Source organism: Varibaculum prostatecancerukia (assembly GCF_943169825.2).
GTDB lineage: Bacteria > Actinomycetota > Actinomycetes > Actinomycetales > Actinomycetaceae > Varibaculum > Varibaculum prostatecancerukia.
The window spans coordinates 1,435,399-1,454,243 of the sequence record NZ_OW968402.1 but is presented as its reverse complement, the minus strand read 5'-3'; the positions used below and the strand labels follow the sequence as shown (position 1 = coordinate 1,454,243).

Here is an 18,845-nt window from a genome sequence, read left to right as displayed (position 1 = left end):
TGCTATTTTCAGCTTACTGCTAGCTCAAAAACTATCGATTTTAGTCAGATAGTGGGATGATCGGGATGTGAAAGACGTGAAAGACGGCTGGAGAAAACCGGCTCTGCGTAAACCGCGGCTGATACGAGAAGGGCTCTCAAAACGCTATGCCCTGCCAGTTTTTGCCTCTAATGCGCTGTCTTCAATTTCCTACGCTCCCGATCAAATCCTCTTGACCTTAGGGGTTGGAGGAATCGTTGCCTCCGGGATCTCGCTATGGGTAGGGGTAGCGGTTTTCGCGGTAATGGCAGTGGTGATTATTTCCTATCGCCAGGTGGTGCGGGCGTATCCACGCGGAGGCGGGGACTACGAGGTAGCGCGGCAAAACCTGGGGCAATCTGCCTCCCTGGTAACTGTGAGTGCTCTGCTGGTGGACTATTCGCTAACCATCGCGGTTTCCACTTCGGTGTGTGCCAGCTACGTGGGGGCGCTATTCCCGACGCTAAACGTTCACCAGGTTTTGGTATCTCTAACAGTGATCGCCGTATTGACCCTGCTGAACCTGTCAGGGCTGCGGGAGTCGGCACAACTATTTGCCATCCCCGCTTATCTTTTTATGGGCGTAATCGCCCTCCTAGCTGTTTTCGGCTTTACCCAAGAAGCGCTCGGTTCCCTGGGGGCAGCGGACACTGCCTCTATGCGACTTTTACCCGCCGAGTCCTATGAGGCCGGACTTACTGGTCTGGGAGGATTTTTACTGCTCCTGCGGGCATTTTCCGCAGGCTGTGTCGCCTTGAGCGGGGTAGAAGGCATCAGCAACGGGGTGCCTGCTTTCATGAAGCCGCGTCCTAAGAACGCCCGGATAACACTCGCCCTATTTGGGACGATAAGCGCGGCGATGATGCTTTCAGTGCTGCACCTGGCGAAAGTAACCGGGGTAAAAGTTCCCGCTTTTAACTCTCAAATATTGTCCGGCGATACTCCGCTTGCTGCCTATGAAGTTCCTCCGGTAATCGCCCAACTTGCGCATACGGTTTTTGCGCCCTATCCGTTCATGGCTTACCTGGTCACCGCGGTAACCGCTCTTATCTTAGTGTTTGCTGCTCACAGTGCTTTTAACTGGTTTTCGCAACTAACCCAGGTGCTCTCTCGTGACAGGTTATTACCCCCGCAGATCTTCCGACGCTCCGATAGGCGTTCCCTATCGCCAGTGATTTGCGTTCCTGCCCTAGTAGCAGCGGTTTTAATAACGGTGACGGGGGCGGAGTCTCCCCGTCTAATCCAAATGTATATCGTGGGGGTTTTCATCTCCCTAACCCTTTCTCAGCTGGGGATGCTGCGATACTGGAACACGAAGCTACGTATGCATACGTTTAAAACTAAGCGGAAGATATTGCGGCGGCGCTGGATGGTCAATGCGATTGGTTTTATCTGCACCGCTACTGTGCTGGTAGTGGTGACCGTTTCCCGGATTACTCAAGGTGTAGGGGTTGCCTTGGTAATGATGGCGGTAATGTTTGGGCTGCTACGAGCGATCGGGAAATACTATAAAGGCACTGCCGCGCAAACCCTGGTGAGCGATTTTGCCACCGAACGCGCTTTGCCTTCGCGGGTGCAAAGCATAGTGCTGGTTTCCAATCTGGATAAACCTACGATGCGGGCAATCTCCTATGCGCGCGTATGTCATCCTTCTTCGCTATCGCTGGTACACGTGCAGATTGAGCCTGATGACTTTGAATGCTTGAAGGAAAGTTGGCTAAATAGCGGGGTGGAAGTGCCACTGACGGTTTTAGCGTCACCTTTCCGCGACATTACCGGTCCTTTGATTCAGCACGTGCGGTCTTTGCGGCACCGCTCGCCCCGGGATCTAGTAGTGATCTATATTCCCTGCTATCTGGTGAAGTATCCTTGGCAAAAGTTTCTACATAACCGCTCCGTTTACCGTATTCGTCGCCAACTGCGGGATCTGCCGGGGGTGCTGGTGGTGCTGGTGCCGTGGAACTTCTCCCATAGCCAGGGGCGTGCCGATCGCCGAGCAGGGATAGATCCGCTGCGTCCTCCCGAAGAATACCGCAAGTCAGACCCGGTTTTCAGAGGAAGATCTCAAGATATAACCCGAGGTGCTTTTATGGGTGAAGATGACCGTCTTCCCTGGTTTGATAATGTCCATGGCGGTTGGGGGATTGACCCGCCCTCTCTGGGGGAGAAAACCGAAAGTGACGAGGATATTCAGCCTGACTTTTCCTCCGATTTTTAAGTATTTAACTTATGAGTGAAGTTTTTCTGCAGCTGCTGCGCCCCGTCCACGGCGGTTACTGCCTGGCGCATAGGGACGGTCAAACCTATATGGTGCGTTTCGGGTTGCCGGGGGAGCAGGTAAAAGCCGTACCGCTCGCTAAAAAAGGCAAAGTTATTTTTGCCGAAGTCAGGGCGGTAGTTCAGGCGTCGGATCAGCGGCAAGCGCCGGTGTGGGCTTTAGGTGGTTCTGGCGGAGTTGGTGGGGCGGATCTTTGCCACGTGAAACTGTCGTACCAACGCATCTGGAAAGCGCAGGTGCTGGCGGATTGTTTGCGGCGCCTGGGGGGAGAGGAAGTTTTCGCGCAAGCTCTTGATGCCTGTGGGGGAGAGCTACGCTGCCAGGGCGTGAGTAGTACACACACTGGCGGTGAGGACGGTTTAGGGTATCGGTTGCGCGCCGATTTTGAAGTCAGTGCTGCTGGGCGCCTAGCGATGACTAAGTTCCGCGGGGAAGAACTGGTAGAGATTGATAGTTTTCCCCTGGCGGATCCGCTGATTAGTGAATCATCTTTATTTAGCAACCCCGCCAGCTGGGGCAAGGTTTTAAAACCGAGAGGGCGCATCCGGGCGTGGGCGAGTGCGAACGGCCTGCGGGTGTGGAATGGACGCGGCCTTTATGACGAATCGGCTCAGCTGGTCGCAGAAAAGAATGTGCGTTTATCGGTTCCCGGTTTCGGGGACTACCTGGTGGCACCGAACGGTTTCTGGCAGGCACACCGCCAGGCGGCGCGGCTTTTATGCGAGCAAGTAATGGCGGCTGCGACTAGCGATTACGAGCTAGGTAGCGGGGTATCTACTGCTCAGGGGGAGGGTCTAGAAGACCCTGTCAATGGCGAGGCTGACGGGAGTGTCGAAGCGAGCGAACGTAGGGACGCAGACGCGAGTAGCGACCGCCCGCTAATACCCGGGGACCGGCGGTGGGAAGAAATCCTGGAACTGTACTCGGGCGCAGGACTGTTTTCGCGTCCTCTAGCTAAAATTTTGGATAGGGGAGGACGCCTGACCACTTTGGAGGGATCAAAGCCGGCAGTGAAAATGGCCCGCAAGAATCTTTCTGGAGCTCCTGGACGTCTGCAGATTCGCGCAGGAAGGGTAGATGCCAAGGCACTCGCGGACTATGGCGGCAAGATGAAGGGACCGCCCCTGGTGATAATGGATCCGCCGCGCAGCGGTGCGGGACAAAAAGTGATGGCGGCATTGGCGCGTCTAGAGCCCGAGCGGATTATCTATGTAGCCTGCGATCCGGCAGCTCTAGCTCGTGACCTAAAAGTCGCCGTATCCCACGGTTATCAGGTCGTATCCCTACAGGCCTACGACCTTTTCCCCCACACCCACCACCTGGAGACGGTATGTCTCTTAACCCGGCAAAATGTCAAAGAGCATTTATATGTGGATGTTGATATGAAAGACCTGAAGCGTGAGAAACTACCGCCAAAGCCGACATACAAGCAGATTCAGGCATACGTGCTTGAAAAGTACGGACTGAAAGTGTCGCCGCTATATATCGCAACTTTGAAAGATGGACTAGGGCTTGAGAAGCAATTCTCCTACGAAAAGGAAGGGATGGCTGCTAAAAATCGACCTCAATGCCCGAAAGACAAACACGATGCAATCATCAAGGCATTTAAGCACTTCAAGATGATTTCATAAAGGCACTCAGAACATTGCAAGAAAGGAAACGGGGGAAAAGTAATGGTTGATGAATCAGCGAAGAAGAAACGAACGAAATTATTAGTGGTGATAGCCGTTATAGCGGCAATTGCCGTCTGCTGCGGAGGCGCATATCTGTATTTCTCAGCACAAGAAGCCAAGACGTATGGCGTGCCGATTGTAGTGAACGCCAAGGGGCTTGATACGGAGAAGGGCACAAAAATCCCTGTCCATGCTACTGGAAAAGATTCCAAGGGCAATGATGTGGACAGCATGTTCTATGGAGGGTCAAGTTCCTCTGACATAGCGCTCAAACCCGGGGATTACAGACTTGCGATTGCGGCATCGCCAATCGCAGAGGACGGCACCATCTATGACACAAAGGACGCTGTCACGAAGGTGAGCATTGCCAAGGATGGCAAGACCGATGTTGAGAAGGAAATCACTATCGAGCCAATCCCTGCGGAAGAGGTGACAGACGAGCAAATCGAAGCAGCATATAACGCAGCGAAGGACAGTGGGATAGATATATCCAAGCTTGATGAGCTTAAAGAGAGGGCACAGAAGCGCAGGGACGATGCCGTAGCAGCCAAGAAGGCAGAGGAAGAGAAGAAGGCAGCCGAGGAGAAAGCCGCTAAGGAAAAGAAGGATGCTAAGACCAAGGCAGCGAACGGCGGTCACTCATTCATGACGGACTACTTCTATGTGGATGTTCCGTCTAGCTGGAAGTCCAGTGAGTGGAGCGTGAAGAAGGTAAACGACCATACATGGATGTTCAGTCACATGCCACCTAACGATTACGGTGGCGGAGTATGCATTGCCGTAGCGAAAGACAATCCATGGCCTCAACAAGGTACGAAGATTTTAGGCGAAACGGGCACTGGATTGTATGTGTATATGGGCGCCGAAGCGGGAAAGGGTATCGCGAAGGACCTTAAAGTCACACTGAAGAATACGAAGAATACGAAGAATACGAAGAATACATGGAACCCGAACGACCCAAATTCTGTTCGCCCCGATGGATTCAAGAATTCCGATTGGTGGGAGATTCAGGAGGCACGCCAGAAGCTGAGGGAACAGCAGACGGGCAAGAAGTAAGTTCTTTGAACCTAAGCGGGTCACACGCTCTGTCTTTTTAATTTCAAGAACAAAGACAGAACGTGTGCCTCACTGTGCTTTCGCGCCGCTCGCCACACGAAGAAGACGAGCAGGGCACAGGGGAAAGGCTATCAGTCAGTGCTATCTGGGGATGTGAAACCGGCAGACGAAGTATTTGAATCTTTGCACAAGAAATTTGGTTTATGAGCTATGCAGTTTGCATAACACATGAAGCAGAAGAGCCCTTAGGGGGCATTTATGCATATATCACCTTTAGTTTATTGTCACCTAAAAATGCTAGAGGACAAATAGACAGGATAGAAAAAGCTATTCAAAGCCTTGATCATTTCCCTCTTGTGCTGACTCGTGCAGTTATATTGACCCAGTACGCTTCAGTGGTTAGGGGATACGTGTGCTTTTAATTGAGACAGTCATGTTGTGTGCGGCATTCTTTGGGTTTTGCTACTTAGAGACTGGCACAGATCAGAAAAATTTAAAAAACTACAGTTCCTATCCTGAAAAAGCTCAAGATCGCATCCAAGAGATTGTCGAGTACCGCGGAAAGTTTAAGGAAACGGGGAGAGCCTATATCTGGGCAGCAAATTTTCTCGTATTTACTGTCTTGTTTTTACTTTTCGGAATCCCTATTCGCCAGGAAAACTTCGCTCATAACTTTATATGTTTGCTGATTCTGGGACAGACCTTAAATGTTTTCGACCTGCTCGTCATTGATTTGCTGTGGTGGCGAAATAGCAAGCGGATAAGATTATCGAAAATACCGCAAAAAGAGCTTTATAAAGATCCGAAAAAGCATATCGAGGCATTTATAAGAGCGCTGTTGCTCTACTTTTTCGTGGCGCTAGTTGACGGATATCTACTAACTTTATTTTGACGAATAACTGCCAGAGTTGTTTTCTCTGGATGCGGGGTGGAAGTTGCTCATGCACTCGCAATCATGTCAATCTGTAACGCCACAGGAGCTTCCGACCTAGCTCTACTTCAAGTACCCGTCCTCGGAATGGATCACGCTTGATGGTCATAGGTCCACTGGTAGAGATTTGTTCTGTGGCTTCACCGGAAGCTACCCGCAAGATTGTATTAACTAGCGCTTCATCGCGGATGCCGCGGAGCCTCCGCTGGTTTCGATAAGTGACTGTTGGAGTTTAACGACCTGATCGCGGGCTAAATACTTCATTTAGCCAATTCCTCATACTTATTCTTTCTGAGTAAGGCTTGTGATAAGGATTTCCTAGATATTTCTAGGCTGTAATGTGTGTTTAAATCTGGGGTTAAGCAGTTGCTGTACGCGAAAGTGATGGCGGCGTTGACGCGCCTAAAGCCGGAGCAGATTATTTATGTCGCCTGCGACCCGGCAGCCTTAGCTCGTGACCTAAAAGTTGCCGTATCCCGTGGCTAACGGATCGCGTTCATGCAGATCTACGACCTTTTCCCCACACCAACCCGGTGGAGAGCGTGTGTTTGATGACACGGGTGCGGTAACGAAAAGCCTTGTTTATCAGGGGTTTTGTGTGGTTAAAATATGGTGAGATGGTGCTTCGAGGGCTGTTTGGCTGTTCAGGGGAACTGGTCAACGGGTTTTCGGGGCAAATGCTTAAGAGGGTTGAGTAGTCGATTTTTCTTTTGGCTCATTTGAGTGGGTGATATTGATGTTTTGCCCGCTGAGTGGGTGAGATAGATATTTCATCTCGCACCTTATAGTTTCCTTATTTTTCTTTCGTACAGTTTAAGTACCGATAAGAAGGTGAGGCAACTAATATGGCAGATTATATTTTACAAACGCAGAGCCTATCGAAAAAGTTTGGAAAACAAATAGCCGTTAACTCAATCGATGTATGTGTCCCTCGGGGAAAAGTCTATGGACTTCTTGGTCCAAATGGCGCAGGAAAGTCAACTTTTCTCAAAATGATCTGCGGCATGATCAAACCGTCATCCGGATCTATTCTTTTTAATAATGCTCCTTGGAACCGTTCGGTTCTTTCTGAAATCGGGGCACTTATTGAAAATGCGCCACTCTACCCCAACTTAACAGCTTATGAAAACTGTAGAGTACGATCACTGGCTCTGGGAATAGAAAAAAGCCGAATCGATGAAGTTTTAGAAATCGTAGGTCTTTCTGACACTGGAAAAAAGAAGTCCGGTCAGTTTTCTATGGGAATGAAACAGCGACTCGGCATCGCATTAGCTCTCATCAATCACCCTCAGCTACTTATCCTGGATGAGCCTACAAACGGTCTGGATCCCATCGCCATTAAAGATTTACGCGGACTAATCCGTGGATTTGCGAAACAGGGCACCACGGTAATTTTGTCGTCACATATTCTATCTGAGGTGGAGCAAATTGCTGATCATGTTGGAATTATCGCCGCTGGTTCTCTCGGATTCCAAGGTGCGCTACGTCAGGGAATAGATTTAGAGCAGTTGTTTATGGACGTAGTAAGTAAACAGCAAGTGAGGCTATAAATGGACTTTTTTAGCATCCTGCAATCAGAGTTTTTGAAAACTAAAAGAAGCATTGTACGACGTGTTGCCATAGCGAGCCCGCTTTGTCTTGCTGCGCTGGCTACAATTCAAGGAGGTTATTTTTCTCTTAACCTATTTAACTGGTTTTACGTGGTGTTCCTCCCTGCAACCTTTGCTTTGATCGGTGCAGCTGCCGTCAATATTGATAATGGCAAACACGCTTTGCGCACAATCCGCTCTTTGCCCATTAAGCAAAAGAGAATTTGGCTCGCAAAGCTCATTAATGTGTTGGGATATGCCTTATTTTCTTGCCTATTACTCAGCGTTGCAGTCATTCTTGTACCAGCTCTATTAGGTATATTTGGAACAGCTCAAATAAAACAGCTTAGTGTTGTTACTGTTTTGTCAGGCATTGTTGTCATGTTTCTAAGTTCAGCTTGGCAGATACCTTTTAGTTTCATTCTATCGAAGAAGCTTGGACTCATCTTTACTGTTGCCATAAACCTGATTATTTCTTTTTCAGGTGTGTTATTAGCTTTAAAGTCCTATTGGCTTTTCTGCCCGTGGGCATGGGTCAATCGTTGTATGGCTGTCGTAATCGGTGTCATGCCAAACGGTCTGCCGGTCGAAAGTAATCTAAATATAGGAACGATGGATGTTGTTTTATCTCTGATCTTATCTTTAGCTTTAACTGCTGTGTTGGGATTTTTGGCGACATGGCTATTTTCAAACTCAGAGGCGAGGTGATCATATATGTTTAATAATTTACGTTCTCATATTTACAAAATCAGAAAGACACCTCTTTTAGGACTTGCCTTGCTATGGCCAATTTTAATAGTTGGCTTATTTATCGCTTACTATTCTGTAGCAGCTTGGAGTACCGAGCAAAAAATCACCGGCTATTTTCAAACTATCGCCTTAGTGATGCCTTGTTTAATTACGTTACTTTGCACCTACGTAGCACAACAAGAGCAGCGTGCCGGAGACTGTTTCAATATTTTGTGCGTTGGACGGTCACGATTGAGGACATTTTTCTCAATTTTCATTCTCTTGTTTGTGCTGGTCGCTATTGGAGTAATTTTATCTGTAGCGGGGTTCTATCTTTTGTGGGGACAAATGCACGTAGCTGCTTATGTTTTAAGCTGCATACTCGTGATTATTCCAATTGCCTGTTTACTTCTCATCCAACTGTTTATAGCACTTAGATTTGGATCTTCTTGGTGTGTTGCATTAGGTGCAATCTTTTTGTTGGTTGGTGCATTGGGAGTTACCGGGCTGTTCGATCAACTTTGGTATTATCTACCTTCGGTTTGGGCACCAAGATTTGCGACTTTGATGATCTCAAACTTTTTTCATTCAGATAACATTATAAAAGTTGCAGCTGATTTGAGACATGGACTCTTCTTCTGCCTGGTCTTTACTCTAATCCTTGTGGTATTGATTCCTTCATGGTTTCATAAATGGGATGGGCGACCAAGCATAGGTGACGAATAATAACAAATATCTTCCAGCAAGAGAAAGGAGGGTGAAATGGAACATATTCTTGTAGTTGATGATGAAGCGGCCATTTGCGATGTAATTGCCAAAAGCTTAAAGCGAGCGTCCTTTTCTGTAACTGCCTGCACTTCAGCAAAGGAAGCTTTAACGCTGCGACTCGAGCAATTCGACCTAATGATTTTTGATGTCATGATGCCGGATATGGATGGTTTCGAACTATGCAGAAAAGTAAGAGAAAAGGTCGACTGCCCTATTCTTTTTCTCACTGCTAAAACCACTGAAACAGATGTTATTCAGGGCTTGGCAATGGGGGCTGATGATTACATTAGAAAACCTTTCACCCCCTCAGAGCTGGTTAGTCGTGTAAATGCACACATTCGACGTGAAAAACGCATTCACCATGCCGTGCTCACTGACGGGGAAATTCGATTTTTATTCACTGCTCGAGAAGTAAGAGTGCGCGATGATATTGTGCCCCTAACTAAAATGGAATATGAGATTTGTGAGCTGATGATTCGGCATCGTGGTCAAGTTTTTTCTAGGGAGCAAATACTTGATAGAGCCGGTGGTTATTGGACAGATTCAGAACCGGCCGCTGTTGTCGAACATATCAAAAACATTCGTAAAAAATTTGCGCCATACCAAGTTGATCCGATCAAAACAATTTGGGGTATTGGTTATAAATGGGATGCTGGAGGGACAACTTGAAAAATATGACTTTAAAAAAGATGTTCCTACTTTATTCCTTAATCTTCATCGGGGTAATCTTAGTACTTTGCACCGCTTTGTATGTTACCTTCATGACTGGGGTGCGAAACCATGTTTATTCCTTCGCAGACTCTGAAGAAAAACAAGTAGAGGTACTACAACAACGAATTGAAGCAGAACAGTACTTTGACCCGGATTGGGTTTCTCCGTCTATTACCTATGTAGTACTTAACAACAACAATGAAATCCTTTCTTCGAACGGCAGTGCATCGGATCGGAAATTATCACTATCTTTTTTGAAAGGCGAGGATATTCCATTCTCAGAAGGATACTTTGCTAAATCGCTTTATCCTGGCGGCGTGTGCGTCTTTAAGTATCAAATCGGCGTGCATTACTCATCTGAGTGGGCGAACCAGCATCTACCTAGAGTAGAGATTATTTTTGTCAGCGCTTTTATTTTTTCTGTCCTAGTTTCAACTATTGTGTTTGTGCGTTTTATATCCAAGCGTCTGGAGAATAACATCTCCCCTTTAAGACACACAGTCAGATTAATAGGGTCAGGAAATTTGAATTATCCGGTCCCTCATCTTTCAATTAAAGAATTTGAAGAGCTCGGCTCGCTGACTGATCGCATGCGGTCAGATTTAAAAAATACACTACAGGCCCTGTGGTCTAATGAAAATCAGATGAGGGAATCTACGGCTCAAATGCTTCATGACTATCGCACTCCTTTAACGGTAGCTCGTGCGCATGCAGAGTTTTTACGAGAAGATCTTTCCAACCTGAGTGATATGAGAAACAAAGATGATCTGATAGACAGCGCAGATGCGCTTATCTTGAATCTGGAGCGATTGACAGAAATAGGAGATCGCTTGCAACAGCAAATGGCATCAGATACCTCATCAGCCGCAGGTAATACCGTCATTGCGCTGGATGACTTCAATCAATCCATTGACATCCTAGGAAATATCCTAAGTGATCACTATGGCAATGCATGGCGAAGCAATTTTCAAAAATGCCAGCAAACACTTTCTATAGACGAAATAGGACTCAAACAAACGCTCATGAATGTTCTCATCAACGCCTTTGAACATGGTAACTCACCCCAAACTGTGCAACTACAATTTGAAGTACTGCAAGACAGGGTTCAATATCTTATTAGTAATTCGGGGTCTTGTTTTTCTGAAAGGGCGCTTGCAAACGGCATGCAAAAGGAATTTTCAGAGAAAGCAAACAACGATGAGGCTATTACCGGGTTGGGCTTGTATTTCGCGAGAAGGTTTTTAGACAAGTACGACGGGACGATTCGGCTTTTCAATAGTCCCGAAAATCACGCTTGTGTACAAATCACGCTTCCGCTTCAAGTTGTCAAAGACGATCCCCAACCTCCACCCCTGACTTGAACTGCACCTTGATTCTCCCCTCCTGAATAGTAATGCGCTCGATGAGGCGACCGACGAGGGCTTCGTCAAAGTCGGTAATCTCTGGCTGCTGATTTTGCAGGAATCGGATGGCGGTTTGGATCTCCTGAGTTGTACAAGTTTAGTGACCCAGTTTCTCCAGGATTTTTTGGGCTTGTGGGGTGATGGGTTCGCTGGATTGGATTTCGTGGCCTTGGTAGAGGATGGTTTGCTCCTGGATAGGTCGTAGCGTCCGGACGAGCTTTTTGGTGGTGATTCCGGTTTTTTGATACAGGTAGCGGGAAATGGCGAGGGCGGTCATAACAATGGTCAGGTGCGCTTCGATGGCGTCTTTTCGCCGGTGGAATATCGGGCGAGCCCGAAGGTCGTTTTTGAACATGCGGAAGGATTGTTCGACGTGCCATAACTCGTGGTAAGAGCTGATGGTCTCGCTTGCTGGCATGAGCGGGGCGGGGATGTTGGTGACGTATCCTTTTAGCCCTACCAGCTTTTCAGCCCGGTTGAAGGCTTTCTCGTCAAATTTGTAACCGGTTTTGGATTGTTTGACGAAGCGAGGTTTACGGGCGGGTTTTATCCCCTCTATCGCCTCTAGAGCACGGCGGTGCTGGGCTTTTAAAGTCACCGTGTCTCTTTTGGCTCGTTTAGCCGAGTATTGCCATATCGCTCGCCAAGCTTTACTCATCGTAGGGTTCCACACGGGTTCCGGTTTGAACAGCTTGTTGTTTACTTTCGCGTTGGCGTGCCTGGGGGTTATCGTGTCGATAAGTTGCCCATCAGCAAAGCAGTCGCCGTGCCAATGAAAATATGATTCCAGATCGTGGGGCGCCTTGGTCTGCCGCGCTCCCACAATAAAGCGAAACCCGGCCGCGTATAGGGTTTTGAGGTTTTCGGCTGATAGCATGCCCGCGTCTGCTACCACCACGAAACCATCTAGCCCGTGGCGTTTTTGGAAGTCCTTCACGATTGGCAGGAGGGTTTTGGTTTCGGCTTTGTTACCCTGAAAACATCCTATCTCCAGGGGAAACTCGCTACGGTCTACCAGCAGGCCGACTACTATTTGGGGGTCTACTCTTCGTTCTTTGGAGTACCCGACCTTGCGCAGACCCTGATTTGTGCCGCTGTCCGCATCCTCTTTGCCGGCCTCGAAATACAAGGTAGTCACGTCATACAACACCAAGGACAAATCCCCTGTTTTAGCGGCATGTTGGAAACACGCCGCACCAACCCGGGAACGGTAATCCCTTCCCGCGCAGCGCTGTAAGCAATTGTTGAAAGTATTACGATGCGCCGCCTTAATCCCGAGCTCGTCTAGAATCCGTACAGTGTCTACCTTAGAGGAGGTCTCTGCAATCCTAGCCAAAACCAGCTGCTCAAAGGCCGCATCCCCGATAGCCTGGTCGAACCCTAATGCCCGGTAAGAGTCTTGGAGAACCTGCCACAAAAGCGTCGATGACTGATGCTGCACTATCGGGGTGTAACTAATCTTGGTATCCAGGTAATTAAAGTCGAATTCCATCTGATCGGGACGCAGCTTTCTGCGACCTTTCTCCAGTAATACCTGAAGGCTAGCCTCATCGCGAGCCGAGCCAAGATGCTCCACAACCCGGTTTACACGACCTTGCTTTTCCACTATCTGCACCGCCGTAGCATCCGAGGCGGTTCTCACTTTACGCAAAAAAGGCGACACCCGAACAGTCTAACCGAAACCCCACCACCAATTTAGTGACCCAAAAACACAAGCCAAAACCTCACCACCAGCACAAACGCCAAAGAAAAACCAGAAAACTAAAAAAGTTGCACGACTCAGGATAAGAAATCTCCGGTCGATGAATTCCTGCAAAATAAAAGGGATGTTTTGCAGAAAAATGCTATTGGAATGAAAAGAAGAGTAGTTGAGCAGTTTGCAGCGTTAGGTAATCCGAAAACCGGTGTCTTTGAAGACAAACTGACAGATTTGGTTCAAATATATAATCCTACTTCAGGAATATGTATTGATAAAGAAAGAATATATCTAATCTCAGAAAATGAAAAAAGCTGAAAACAGGACTCGTATTTGGTCTCAGTTTTTTAAGCAACCAATAGGAACTACATAAACACCATCTTTGCGTCGATAGGCCCAGTCGCCGATTCCTGTCAAAACCATAAGAAAAGATGGAGCATTCATTTTCTGGGTATCAATTTTTGCTTCCATTGACTTTAAAGTCTCTGCGCCGTATTCAATTAGCTTGTCGCCACCAAGTTTAATTTCAATGAGACCGTATTTACCGTTCCTTAGGTGAATAACTACGTCACATTCCTGTTCATTTTTATCTCGGTAGTGATAAGCCTTCCCTCCGAGGCTATCAGCAAAAACGCGCAAGTCTCTGATGCAGAGTGTCTCAAATACAAATCCAAAAGTCTTTAAATCATTTAATAAGTCGTTTGGCCCTATTCCCAAAGCTGCTGTCGCAATAGAAGGGTCTACAAAGTAGCGCGTGTCGGCAGAACGAATAGCGGTTTTTGACCTCAAATTTGGATTCCAAGCAGGTAAATCCTCTACGACAAAGATTTTGCGAAGTGCATTAACGTAAGAAGCGACAGTTTCCTCGTTGATTGTAGTTGCTTCGTTTATGGAAATATCCTGGGCAAGCACGGTATTTGGTACTTGACCTCCTTGATTTCTTGCATAGGAACGCATAAGGCGTTTAACTCTCTCAGCATCCTTTTGTACGTTGTCAGCGCGGTTAATGTCGGAGTGAACAACAGCATCGTAGTAGTCAATAGCTTGATCTAAAGCTATCGCTTCGCGCATATCAACCGCTTGTGGCCATCCTCCACGGCACGCAAGGAAAGCCAGACGGTCAATACTTAGGGTTGTGCCGCCATCAATTTCTGGCATTCCAGCAAATAAGTCTCTCAAGCTGACTTCACCTGTAGAATCCCCCGATTCATACAAGCTCATAGGTCTCATTGTTAGCCAAGTAAAGCGTCCAGTGCCGGAATGGGTAATGTCCTTGCTGTCCGCGGGAACAGCAGAACCAGTGAGAATGAATTGTCCAAGTTCGCTGCGGTGATCAACCTCAAAACGGATTGTGTCCCAAAGTTTTGGTGCAAGTTGCCATTCGTCAATCAATCTAGGGGTATTTCCCTGTAGTAATCTCTTCGCGTTTAGCTCTGACATGGCAATATTTTGTTCTTTGCGTTCCGGGTCGTCCATATATAGAACGCTTGCAGCGATCTGTTCTGCGGTGGTGGTCTTCCCGCTCCACTTTGGGCCTTCAATCACGACCGCACCTTTGCCCTCCAGCTTCCTTTTTAAAATATCGTCAGCAATTCTCTCTCTGTACTTCCTCAAGTCAGTCGCTCCGTTTCTGCTTTCACTGCCTATCTAGTTATTGATTCTACCATTGCTTTCCGACGATTGGCGCTATTTTGTTCCGACGATTGGCGGTAATCTGTTCCGACGATTGGCGGCAATGGGGGAGCGAAGTAACCTCGCCCTCCGGTTTGTGAGTATCCGCAGCCTTCCTAAATTGATAACCGTTCTCATTACGGTTAAGATTTGTGGGTTAGTAAAAGTCAGACAAAACCAAACTAGAGAACCGTTAGGAATATAGTGCAAAAAAATAGACTAAAACTGCTGGTTTCTTCCGTTATGGCCGTCGTTTTTCTGCTGTCTACGGTCGGATGTGTAACCAACTCTCAAAGCGCGAATGTGGGTAGCAAATCTGAGTCGAAAAAACCCCTCCTGTATGCAACTTTCTTCCCGGTAGCTGATCTGACCAACCGGATCGTCGGTGACAAGATGGAAGTAAAAACCATTATTAAAGGCACTCAAGAGCCCCACGACTTTGAACTACAAACCAGTGATCGTGCTGAACTCTCAAAAGCCGATCTGATTGTTTACAACGGCGCCGGAATGGAGGGCTTTATTGGAGACCTCCGCGAGAGCCTTGGGAGTGAAGAAAAATTCCTAGATCTATCACAGGGACTAACCCTACTAAGAAATAAAGATGCGGCCCGCACTGATATCACCGCAGTTAACCCCCACACTTGGCTCAGCGTTAAAAATGCTCAGGCCGAGCTGAAAACAATTTGCGAAAAAGTTAGCGCCCTAGATCCTAAAAATGCTAGCTATTACCAGGAAAATCTGGAAAAAGCCCAAGAAAAATTCCAGGTGTTAGACAAAAAATTTGCTCGGGAAATCTCTAAAGTTCCCGCTGAGAAACGCTATTTTGTTGCCTCCCATGCGGCTTTTAACTATCTGGCAGATGACTACGGGCTTAAACAGGTAGCCGTCACCGGGATTTCACCCGAGGACGAACCTTCGGCTAACCAATTGGCTACCATTGCTGATTTCGTGAAGAAACATCAGATCAGCACGATCTTTTTTGAAGGGAAAGCCACTCCGAAAGTTGCAGAAACCCTAGCACGCACTACCGGAGCTAAAACCGGCACCCTCTACACCATGGAGCACCTAACTAGGCAGGAAGAGGCGCTCGGGTATCTGGGGTTGATGGAGAAAAACTTAACTAACTTGATGGAATCCTTCGGTGAATAAGGTACTGGAAATAAATAAAATCGCTTTCGCGTACGGGGATGTCCCGGTGCTGCAGTCAGTGGATTTATCTCTCACTGCCGGACAGTTTGTGGCGGTGAGCGGTGATAACGGGGCAGGAAAATCCACCCTGATGAACCTGATTTTGGGAAATTTGCATCCCTCGCAAGGTCAAATTCGCCTTTTTGGTGACCTGAGTAGCGAAGATAACCACTATCGCGACCTCGCCTATCTTTCCCAAAACGCGGCCAGCGGCTACCGCAACTTTCCGACCACCGTGGCGGAGTTAGTGCGGGTCTATCTGAGACAACTAAAAAGAAAAAGCGAGCCTACCGCCCTGCTAGACACCGTGGGGTTAAACGGGGTGCGCACCCATCGTCTTTGCGAGCTATCGGGCGGACAGTTACAGCGAGTAGGCGTCTTACTGGCTCTCCTGAAACAGGCGCGTCTGATTCTCTTGGATGAACCTACCGGCGGCATAGATCAAAAGTTTTCGCTTGATCTCTACCGCCTCCTGCGGGAGCAATGCGACCAGGGAAAAACAGTTTTGATGGTTACCCATCAACTGGCAGAAGTTGCTCCTTTCTTAGATGCTGCCTATCGCTTGTCTGCAGGAAAAATGACTTCCCTCGAGCTAGAAAAACTTGAGGTTAGCCGATGAGCCTCTTTGCTTACGACTTCATGCAACGTGCCTTCCTGGTAGGAACAGTGCTGGCGGTAATCTTGCCCTTAATCGGCTTGCCGATTGTACTTAAACGCCTATCGATGATGGGGGATACACTCTCACATTCTTCGCTGGCGGGAGTGGCCGCCGGGCTAGCTTTCGGTTTTAACCCCTTAGTGGGGTCGGTTATTGCCTGCGTAATTGCAGCTCTATGTATAGAGGCAGTGCGAGTACGTTTGCACGCCTACCAAGAGATTTCTACGGTTATCGTGCTGGCCGCCTCGATTGGGCTCGCTGGGATTTTTACCAGTTTTTCCGGTGGCTCCAGTGCCATTACCACCTATCTTTTTGGCTCCATCGTTACCCTAAGCGACTTGGAATTATATCTGGTGCTAGGGGTGGGGTTGGCTGTGGCAGTAGTCTACAGTGTCCTTTATCGCCGCCTCTTTTTAACCATACTCGATCCTCCGGCAGCTCGGCTATTAGGGATAAATATTCGCGTCCTCAATTTTGTGTTCGCGCTGTTGGTGGCACTAGCGGTATCGGTAGCGGCAAAAACTATCGGATCTCTGATAGTCTCCTCGATTCTGGTAATCCCCGCGATTGGGGCTATGCAGTTCGCGCGAACCTATCGCGGCACCTTGCTGCTGTCAGTGATTATGTCTTTGCTCTTCGTTTATGCGGGGCTAGTGCTTTCGTTTTATCAAAATCTGCGCCCCGGCGCGGTAATCGTCCTCATATCGGTATTTGGGCTGCTAGCAGCCTTAGTCTTTAGAAAAAAGTAAGGAGAAAACATGGCTAAAACTAAGCTAATAGTAGGAGCGGGGGTAGCCGCTGCTCTATTGCTAACTTCCAGTGCGCTGGCATTTGGGGGAGCTTTTAATGACGGTGAGGACGCCCTCGGTGTCTCCGGGAAAACTCCCTCGGCTGCAGGGAAAATAATGCCTCGTCCTCAAGGACCCAAGTTCAAACTAGACGAAACCACCCAAGTGTTAGTGGACGGGGAAGTAGCTAGCGATGAAATCGTGAAAGTAATAAAACATGGTGATCACTGGCATGTGTTTACCAAAGATGGACGCGAAATCATCACTTACACTGATCCGGCCAAAGCCAAGAGCGCGGGGCAGCTGCGCAGCACTGCGAAAGTACTATCTGCGGGACAATTGGGACAGGTGGCATCGCAGGGAGTAGTAAAAATCTTAAAACATGGTGACCACTACCATATTTACACCGCAGATGGCCAAGAGTTTGTTACCTACACTAATCCCAGCGGCCTTTATCCCGGGATAGCTATCGGAACTTATACCGGCAGCCACGGGGGCGGAAAAAATACCGTTCCCAGTTATCGGCCGTGGCGTCCCCAAGTAGTTCCCGCGGGTGGGAAAACTAATCCTTCCGGAGTACCAGGTAGTACGGTTAAGCCTCATCCGAGTGGGAAACCAATCCCTGGAGGTGGGTTGCCACTGGTGCGGGTGGTTTCTTTATCGCAACTGGCCAAGCTGCCGATTGTGAAAATTCTGCAGCACGCGGATCACTATCACGCCTATACACAGGCGGGGGAAGAGTATATTACCTACGAAAATCCCGCGCAAGTCTTTCCACAAATAAAGATAGGGCAGTACTCCGGTTCGCATGGTGGGAATGGGGGAGTGTCCAAGCCGAACGGCGGCGATAAACCTAACCAGCCTGGTCAAGCACAACCGCCAACTGAGCAGCAGCCGAAACCTGGTGACCACTCAGGCCAAAATCAAATTGATGATTCTGAACGGGTAGTGAAAATTGAGCGCCACGGGGACCACTGGCATCTACACTTCGCCGATGGTCATGAAGGAATCAGCTATACCGATCCTTCTGAGCTCTATCCCGATATTGAAATCACCGAATATGAAGAAGAAAAACCGCATGATACTACCGAGGTTAACGAAGACGAAAAGTTTACCTATGACCAGGTAGAAGCGAAACTAATCGTCCCCTTGGAGTACATCACTTACGGTAATGTCACCCATGCCACCCGCTATGACCAGGAAAATCAGCGTTTTGTGATTCCGCATTACGATCATTACCACTACATGAGTTTGGATACGATTATCCAGTTTGCCCGCGGGGGCAAGGATAATATGTTCCACGGCTACAGTGCCCGGCAAGTAGTGGCCACTTTGAAGTATATGGTTTTGCATCCCGAGGCGCGTCCCCAAGGAGAAAACGGGTGGGGGAGCGCCGCGGAGATTGCGCCCTAGAAAGTTCTAGAAATGTTTGGAAGAAAGTAACGTAAAAGAAAATTAGGTAACGAAATTCTTTTATAAATTCCACGTTTTTGGGGAGTAATACTTGATTTTGCTCTGACGATCCGCAACGGTCTCGTCTAAGCTCCCACTATTGTCTTTGCAGGTAAGAGGGAAAAATAGCTCATAAAATGCAACGGTTATACGCGGAAGAAAAAATCGAGGTTGTAAATACTGGCGCTTGCGCAGCTCGCAAAGTATCTTGATGTCAAGAGAAAATATCTCGATTC

At 48.1% G+C, this 18,845-nt stretch carries 17 protein-coding genes; 15 read left to right on the top strand and 2 right to left on the bottom strand.

Going from position 1 to position 18,845, the window contains the following annotated elements:
• Positions 1 to 67 precede the first annotated feature (67 nt).
• The 10 genes from KO216_RS06340 to KO216_RS06295 all read left to right on the top strand — a co-directional run bounded on the left by KO216_RS06340 (position 68) and on the right by KO216_RS06295 (position 11,114).
• Complete coding sequence (locus KO216_RS06340; protein ID WP_215523408.1) at positions 68 to 2,236, top strand: APC family permease; 2,169 nt, start codon at positions 68 to 70, stop codon at positions 2,234 to 2,236.
• Positions 2,237 to 2,247: 11 nt separating this feature from the next.
• Positions 2,248 to 3,927: a class I SAM-dependent RNA methyltransferase gene (locus KO216_RS06335; protein WP_215523407.1), complete on the top strand. Its 1,680-nt coding sequence runs from the start codon at positions 2,248 to 2,250 to the stop codon at positions 3,925 to 3,927.
• A gap of 42 nt (positions 3,928 to 3,969) precedes the next feature.
• Positions 3,970 to 5,025: a hypothetical protein gene (locus KO216_RS06330; protein WP_215523406.1), complete on the top strand. Its 1,056-nt coding sequence runs from the start codon at positions 3,970 to 3,972 to the stop codon at positions 5,023 to 5,025.
• 412 nt (positions 5,026 to 5,437) lie between these two features.
• Entirely contained in the window at positions 5,438 to 5,917 is a 480-nt protein-coding gene (locus KO216_RS06325) for an ABC transporter permease (protein ID WP_215523405.1), read from the top strand.
• Between the two features lie 381 nt (positions 5,918 to 6,298).
• Positions 6,299 to 6,442 carry a hypothetical protein gene (locus KO216_RS06320; protein ID WP_215523404.1) on the top strand — a complete coding sequence of 48 codons (144 nt, stop codon included), beginning with the start codon at positions 6,299 to 6,301 and terminating at the stop codon, positions 6,440 to 6,442.
• Positions 6,443 to 6,801: 359 nt separating this feature from the next.
• Positions 6,802 to 7,506 carry a lantibiotic protection ABC transporter ATP-binding protein gene (locus KO216_RS06315; RefSeq protein ID WP_215523403.1) on the top strand — a complete coding sequence of 235 codons (705 nt, stop codon included), beginning with the start codon at positions 6,802 to 6,804 and terminating at the stop codon, positions 7,504 to 7,506.
• Positions 7,507 to 8,253 (top strand): lantibiotic immunity ABC transporter MutE/EpiE family permease subunit, encoded by a 747-nt coding sequence (locus tag KO216_RS06310; RefSeq protein ID WP_215523402.1) that lies wholly within the window; start codon positions 7,507 to 7,509, stop codon positions 8,251 to 8,253.
• A gap of 6 nt (positions 8,254 to 8,259) precedes the next feature.
• Complete coding sequence (locus KO216_RS06305; protein WP_215523401.1) at positions 8,260 to 9,000, top strand: lantibiotic immunity ABC transporter MutG family permease subunit; 741 nt, start codon at positions 8,260 to 8,262, stop codon at positions 8,998 to 9,000.
• Between the two features lie 36 nt (positions 9,001 to 9,036).
• Positions 9,037 to 9,711: a response regulator transcription factor gene (locus tag KO216_RS06300; RefSeq protein ID WP_215523400.1), complete on the top strand. Its 675-nt coding sequence runs from the start codon at positions 9,037 to 9,039 to the stop codon at positions 9,709 to 9,711.
• 5 nt (positions 9,712 to 9,716) lie between these two features.
• Entirely contained in the window at positions 9,717 to 11,114 is a 1,398-nt protein-coding gene (locus KO216_RS06295) for a sensor histidine kinase (RefSeq protein WP_251452083.1), read from the top strand.
• 139 nt (positions 11,115 to 11,253) lie between these two features.
• Here the strand turns inward: KO216_RS06295 and KO216_RS06290 are convergent, their stop codons facing one another.
• On the bottom strand, positions 11,254 to 12,819 hold the full coding sequence (locus KO216_RS06290) for an IS1634 family transposase (RefSeq protein ID WP_215523398.1): 1,566 nt from the start codon (positions 12,817 to 12,819) through the stop codon (positions 11,254 to 11,256).
• Between the two features lie 168 nt (positions 12,820 to 12,987).
• On the opposite strand from KO216_RS06290, the gene KO216_RS06285 reads away from it, so the two are divergent.
• Positions 12,988 to 13,170, top strand: a complete 183-nt coding sequence (locus KO216_RS06285; RefSeq protein WP_309547286.1) for a hypothetical protein — start codon at positions 12,988 to 12,990, stop codon at positions 13,168 to 13,170.
• Between the two features lie 21 nt (positions 13,171 to 13,191).
• Here the strand turns inward: KO216_RS06285 and KO216_RS06280 are convergent, their stop codons facing one another.
• Positions 13,192 to 14,466, bottom strand: coding sequence for an ATP-binding protein (locus KO216_RS06280; RefSeq protein WP_215523396.1), 1,275 nt, complete (start codon positions 14,464 to 14,466; stop codon positions 13,192 to 13,194).
• Between the two features lie 261 nt (positions 14,467 to 14,727).
• Between KO216_RS06280 and KO216_RS06275 the strand changes: the two genes are divergently transcribed.
• Genes KO216_RS06275 through KO216_RS06260 form a run of 4 tightly spaced genes read left to right on the top strand, consistent with a single transcriptional unit; the run spans position 14,728 to position 18,570 of the window.
• A complete protein-coding gene (locus KO216_RS06275) occupies positions 14,728 to 15,672 on the top strand; it encodes a metal ABC transporter solute-binding protein, Zn/Mn family (RefSeq protein ID WP_251451936.1) in 945 nt (314 codons plus the stop codon).
• The gene (locus tag KO216_RS06270) at positions 15,665 to 16,330 is read left to right on the top strand and encodes a metal ABC transporter ATP-binding protein (protein WP_215523395.1); all 666 of its coding nucleotides are present in this window, start codon (positions 15,665 to 15,667) and stop codon (positions 16,328 to 16,330) included. The genes KO216_RS06275 and KO216_RS06270 overlap by 8 nt, the downstream gene beginning before the upstream one ends.
• The gene (locus KO216_RS06265; protein WP_215523394.1) at positions 16,327 to 17,118 is read left to right on the top strand and encodes a metal ABC transporter permease; all 792 of its coding nucleotides are present in this window, start codon (positions 16,327 to 16,329) and stop codon (positions 17,116 to 17,118) included. Before KO216_RS06270 ends, KO216_RS06265 begins: the two co-directional genes overlap by 4 nt.
• 9 nt (positions 17,119 to 17,127) lie before the next feature.
• Positions 17,128 to 18,570, top strand: coding sequence for a hypothetical protein (locus tag KO216_RS06260; protein ID WP_215523393.1), 1,443 nt, complete (start codon positions 17,128 to 17,130; stop codon positions 18,568 to 18,570).
• Positions 18,571 to 18,845 lie beyond the last annotated feature (275 nt).

What these genes read in the sequence shown, in the direction of transcription:
- KO216_RS06335 (WP_215523407.1), top strand. Translation starts at nt 2,248, where the DNA reads ATGAGTGAAGTTTTTCTGCAGCTGCTGCGCCCCGTCCACGGCGGTTAC.
- KO216_RS06330 (WP_215523406.1), top strand. Translation starts at nt 3,970, where the DNA reads ATGGTTGATGAATCAGCGAAGAAGAAACGAACGAAATTATTAGTGGTG.
- KO216_RS06315 (WP_215523403.1), top strand. Translation starts at nt 6,802, where the DNA reads ATGGCAGATTATATTTTACAAACGCAGAGCCTATCGAAAAAGTTTGGA.
- KO216_RS06310 (WP_215523402.1), top strand. Translation starts at nt 7,507, where the DNA reads ATGGACTTTTTTAGCATCCTGCAATCAGAGTTTTTGAAAACTAAAAGA.
- KO216_RS06305 (WP_215523401.1), top strand. Translation starts at nt 8,260, where the DNA reads ATGTTTAATAATTTACGTTCTCATATTTACAAAATCAGAAAGACACCT.
- KO216_RS06300 (WP_215523400.1), top strand. Translation starts at nt 9,037, where the DNA reads ATGGAACATATTCTTGTAGTTGATGATGAAGCGGCCATTTGCGATGTA.
- KO216_RS06295 (WP_251452083.1), top strand. Translation starts at nt 9,717, where the DNA reads ATGACTTTAAAAAAGATGTTCCTACTTTATTCCTTAATCTTCATCGGG.
- KO216_RS06265 (WP_215523394.1), top strand. Translation starts at nt 16,327, where the DNA reads ATGAGCCTCTTTGCTTACGACTTCATGCAACGTGCCTTCCTGGTAGGA.
- KO216_RS06260 (WP_215523393.1), top strand. Translation starts at nt 17,128, where the DNA reads ATGGCTAAAACTAAGCTAATAGTAGGAGCGGGGGTAGCCGCTGCTCTA.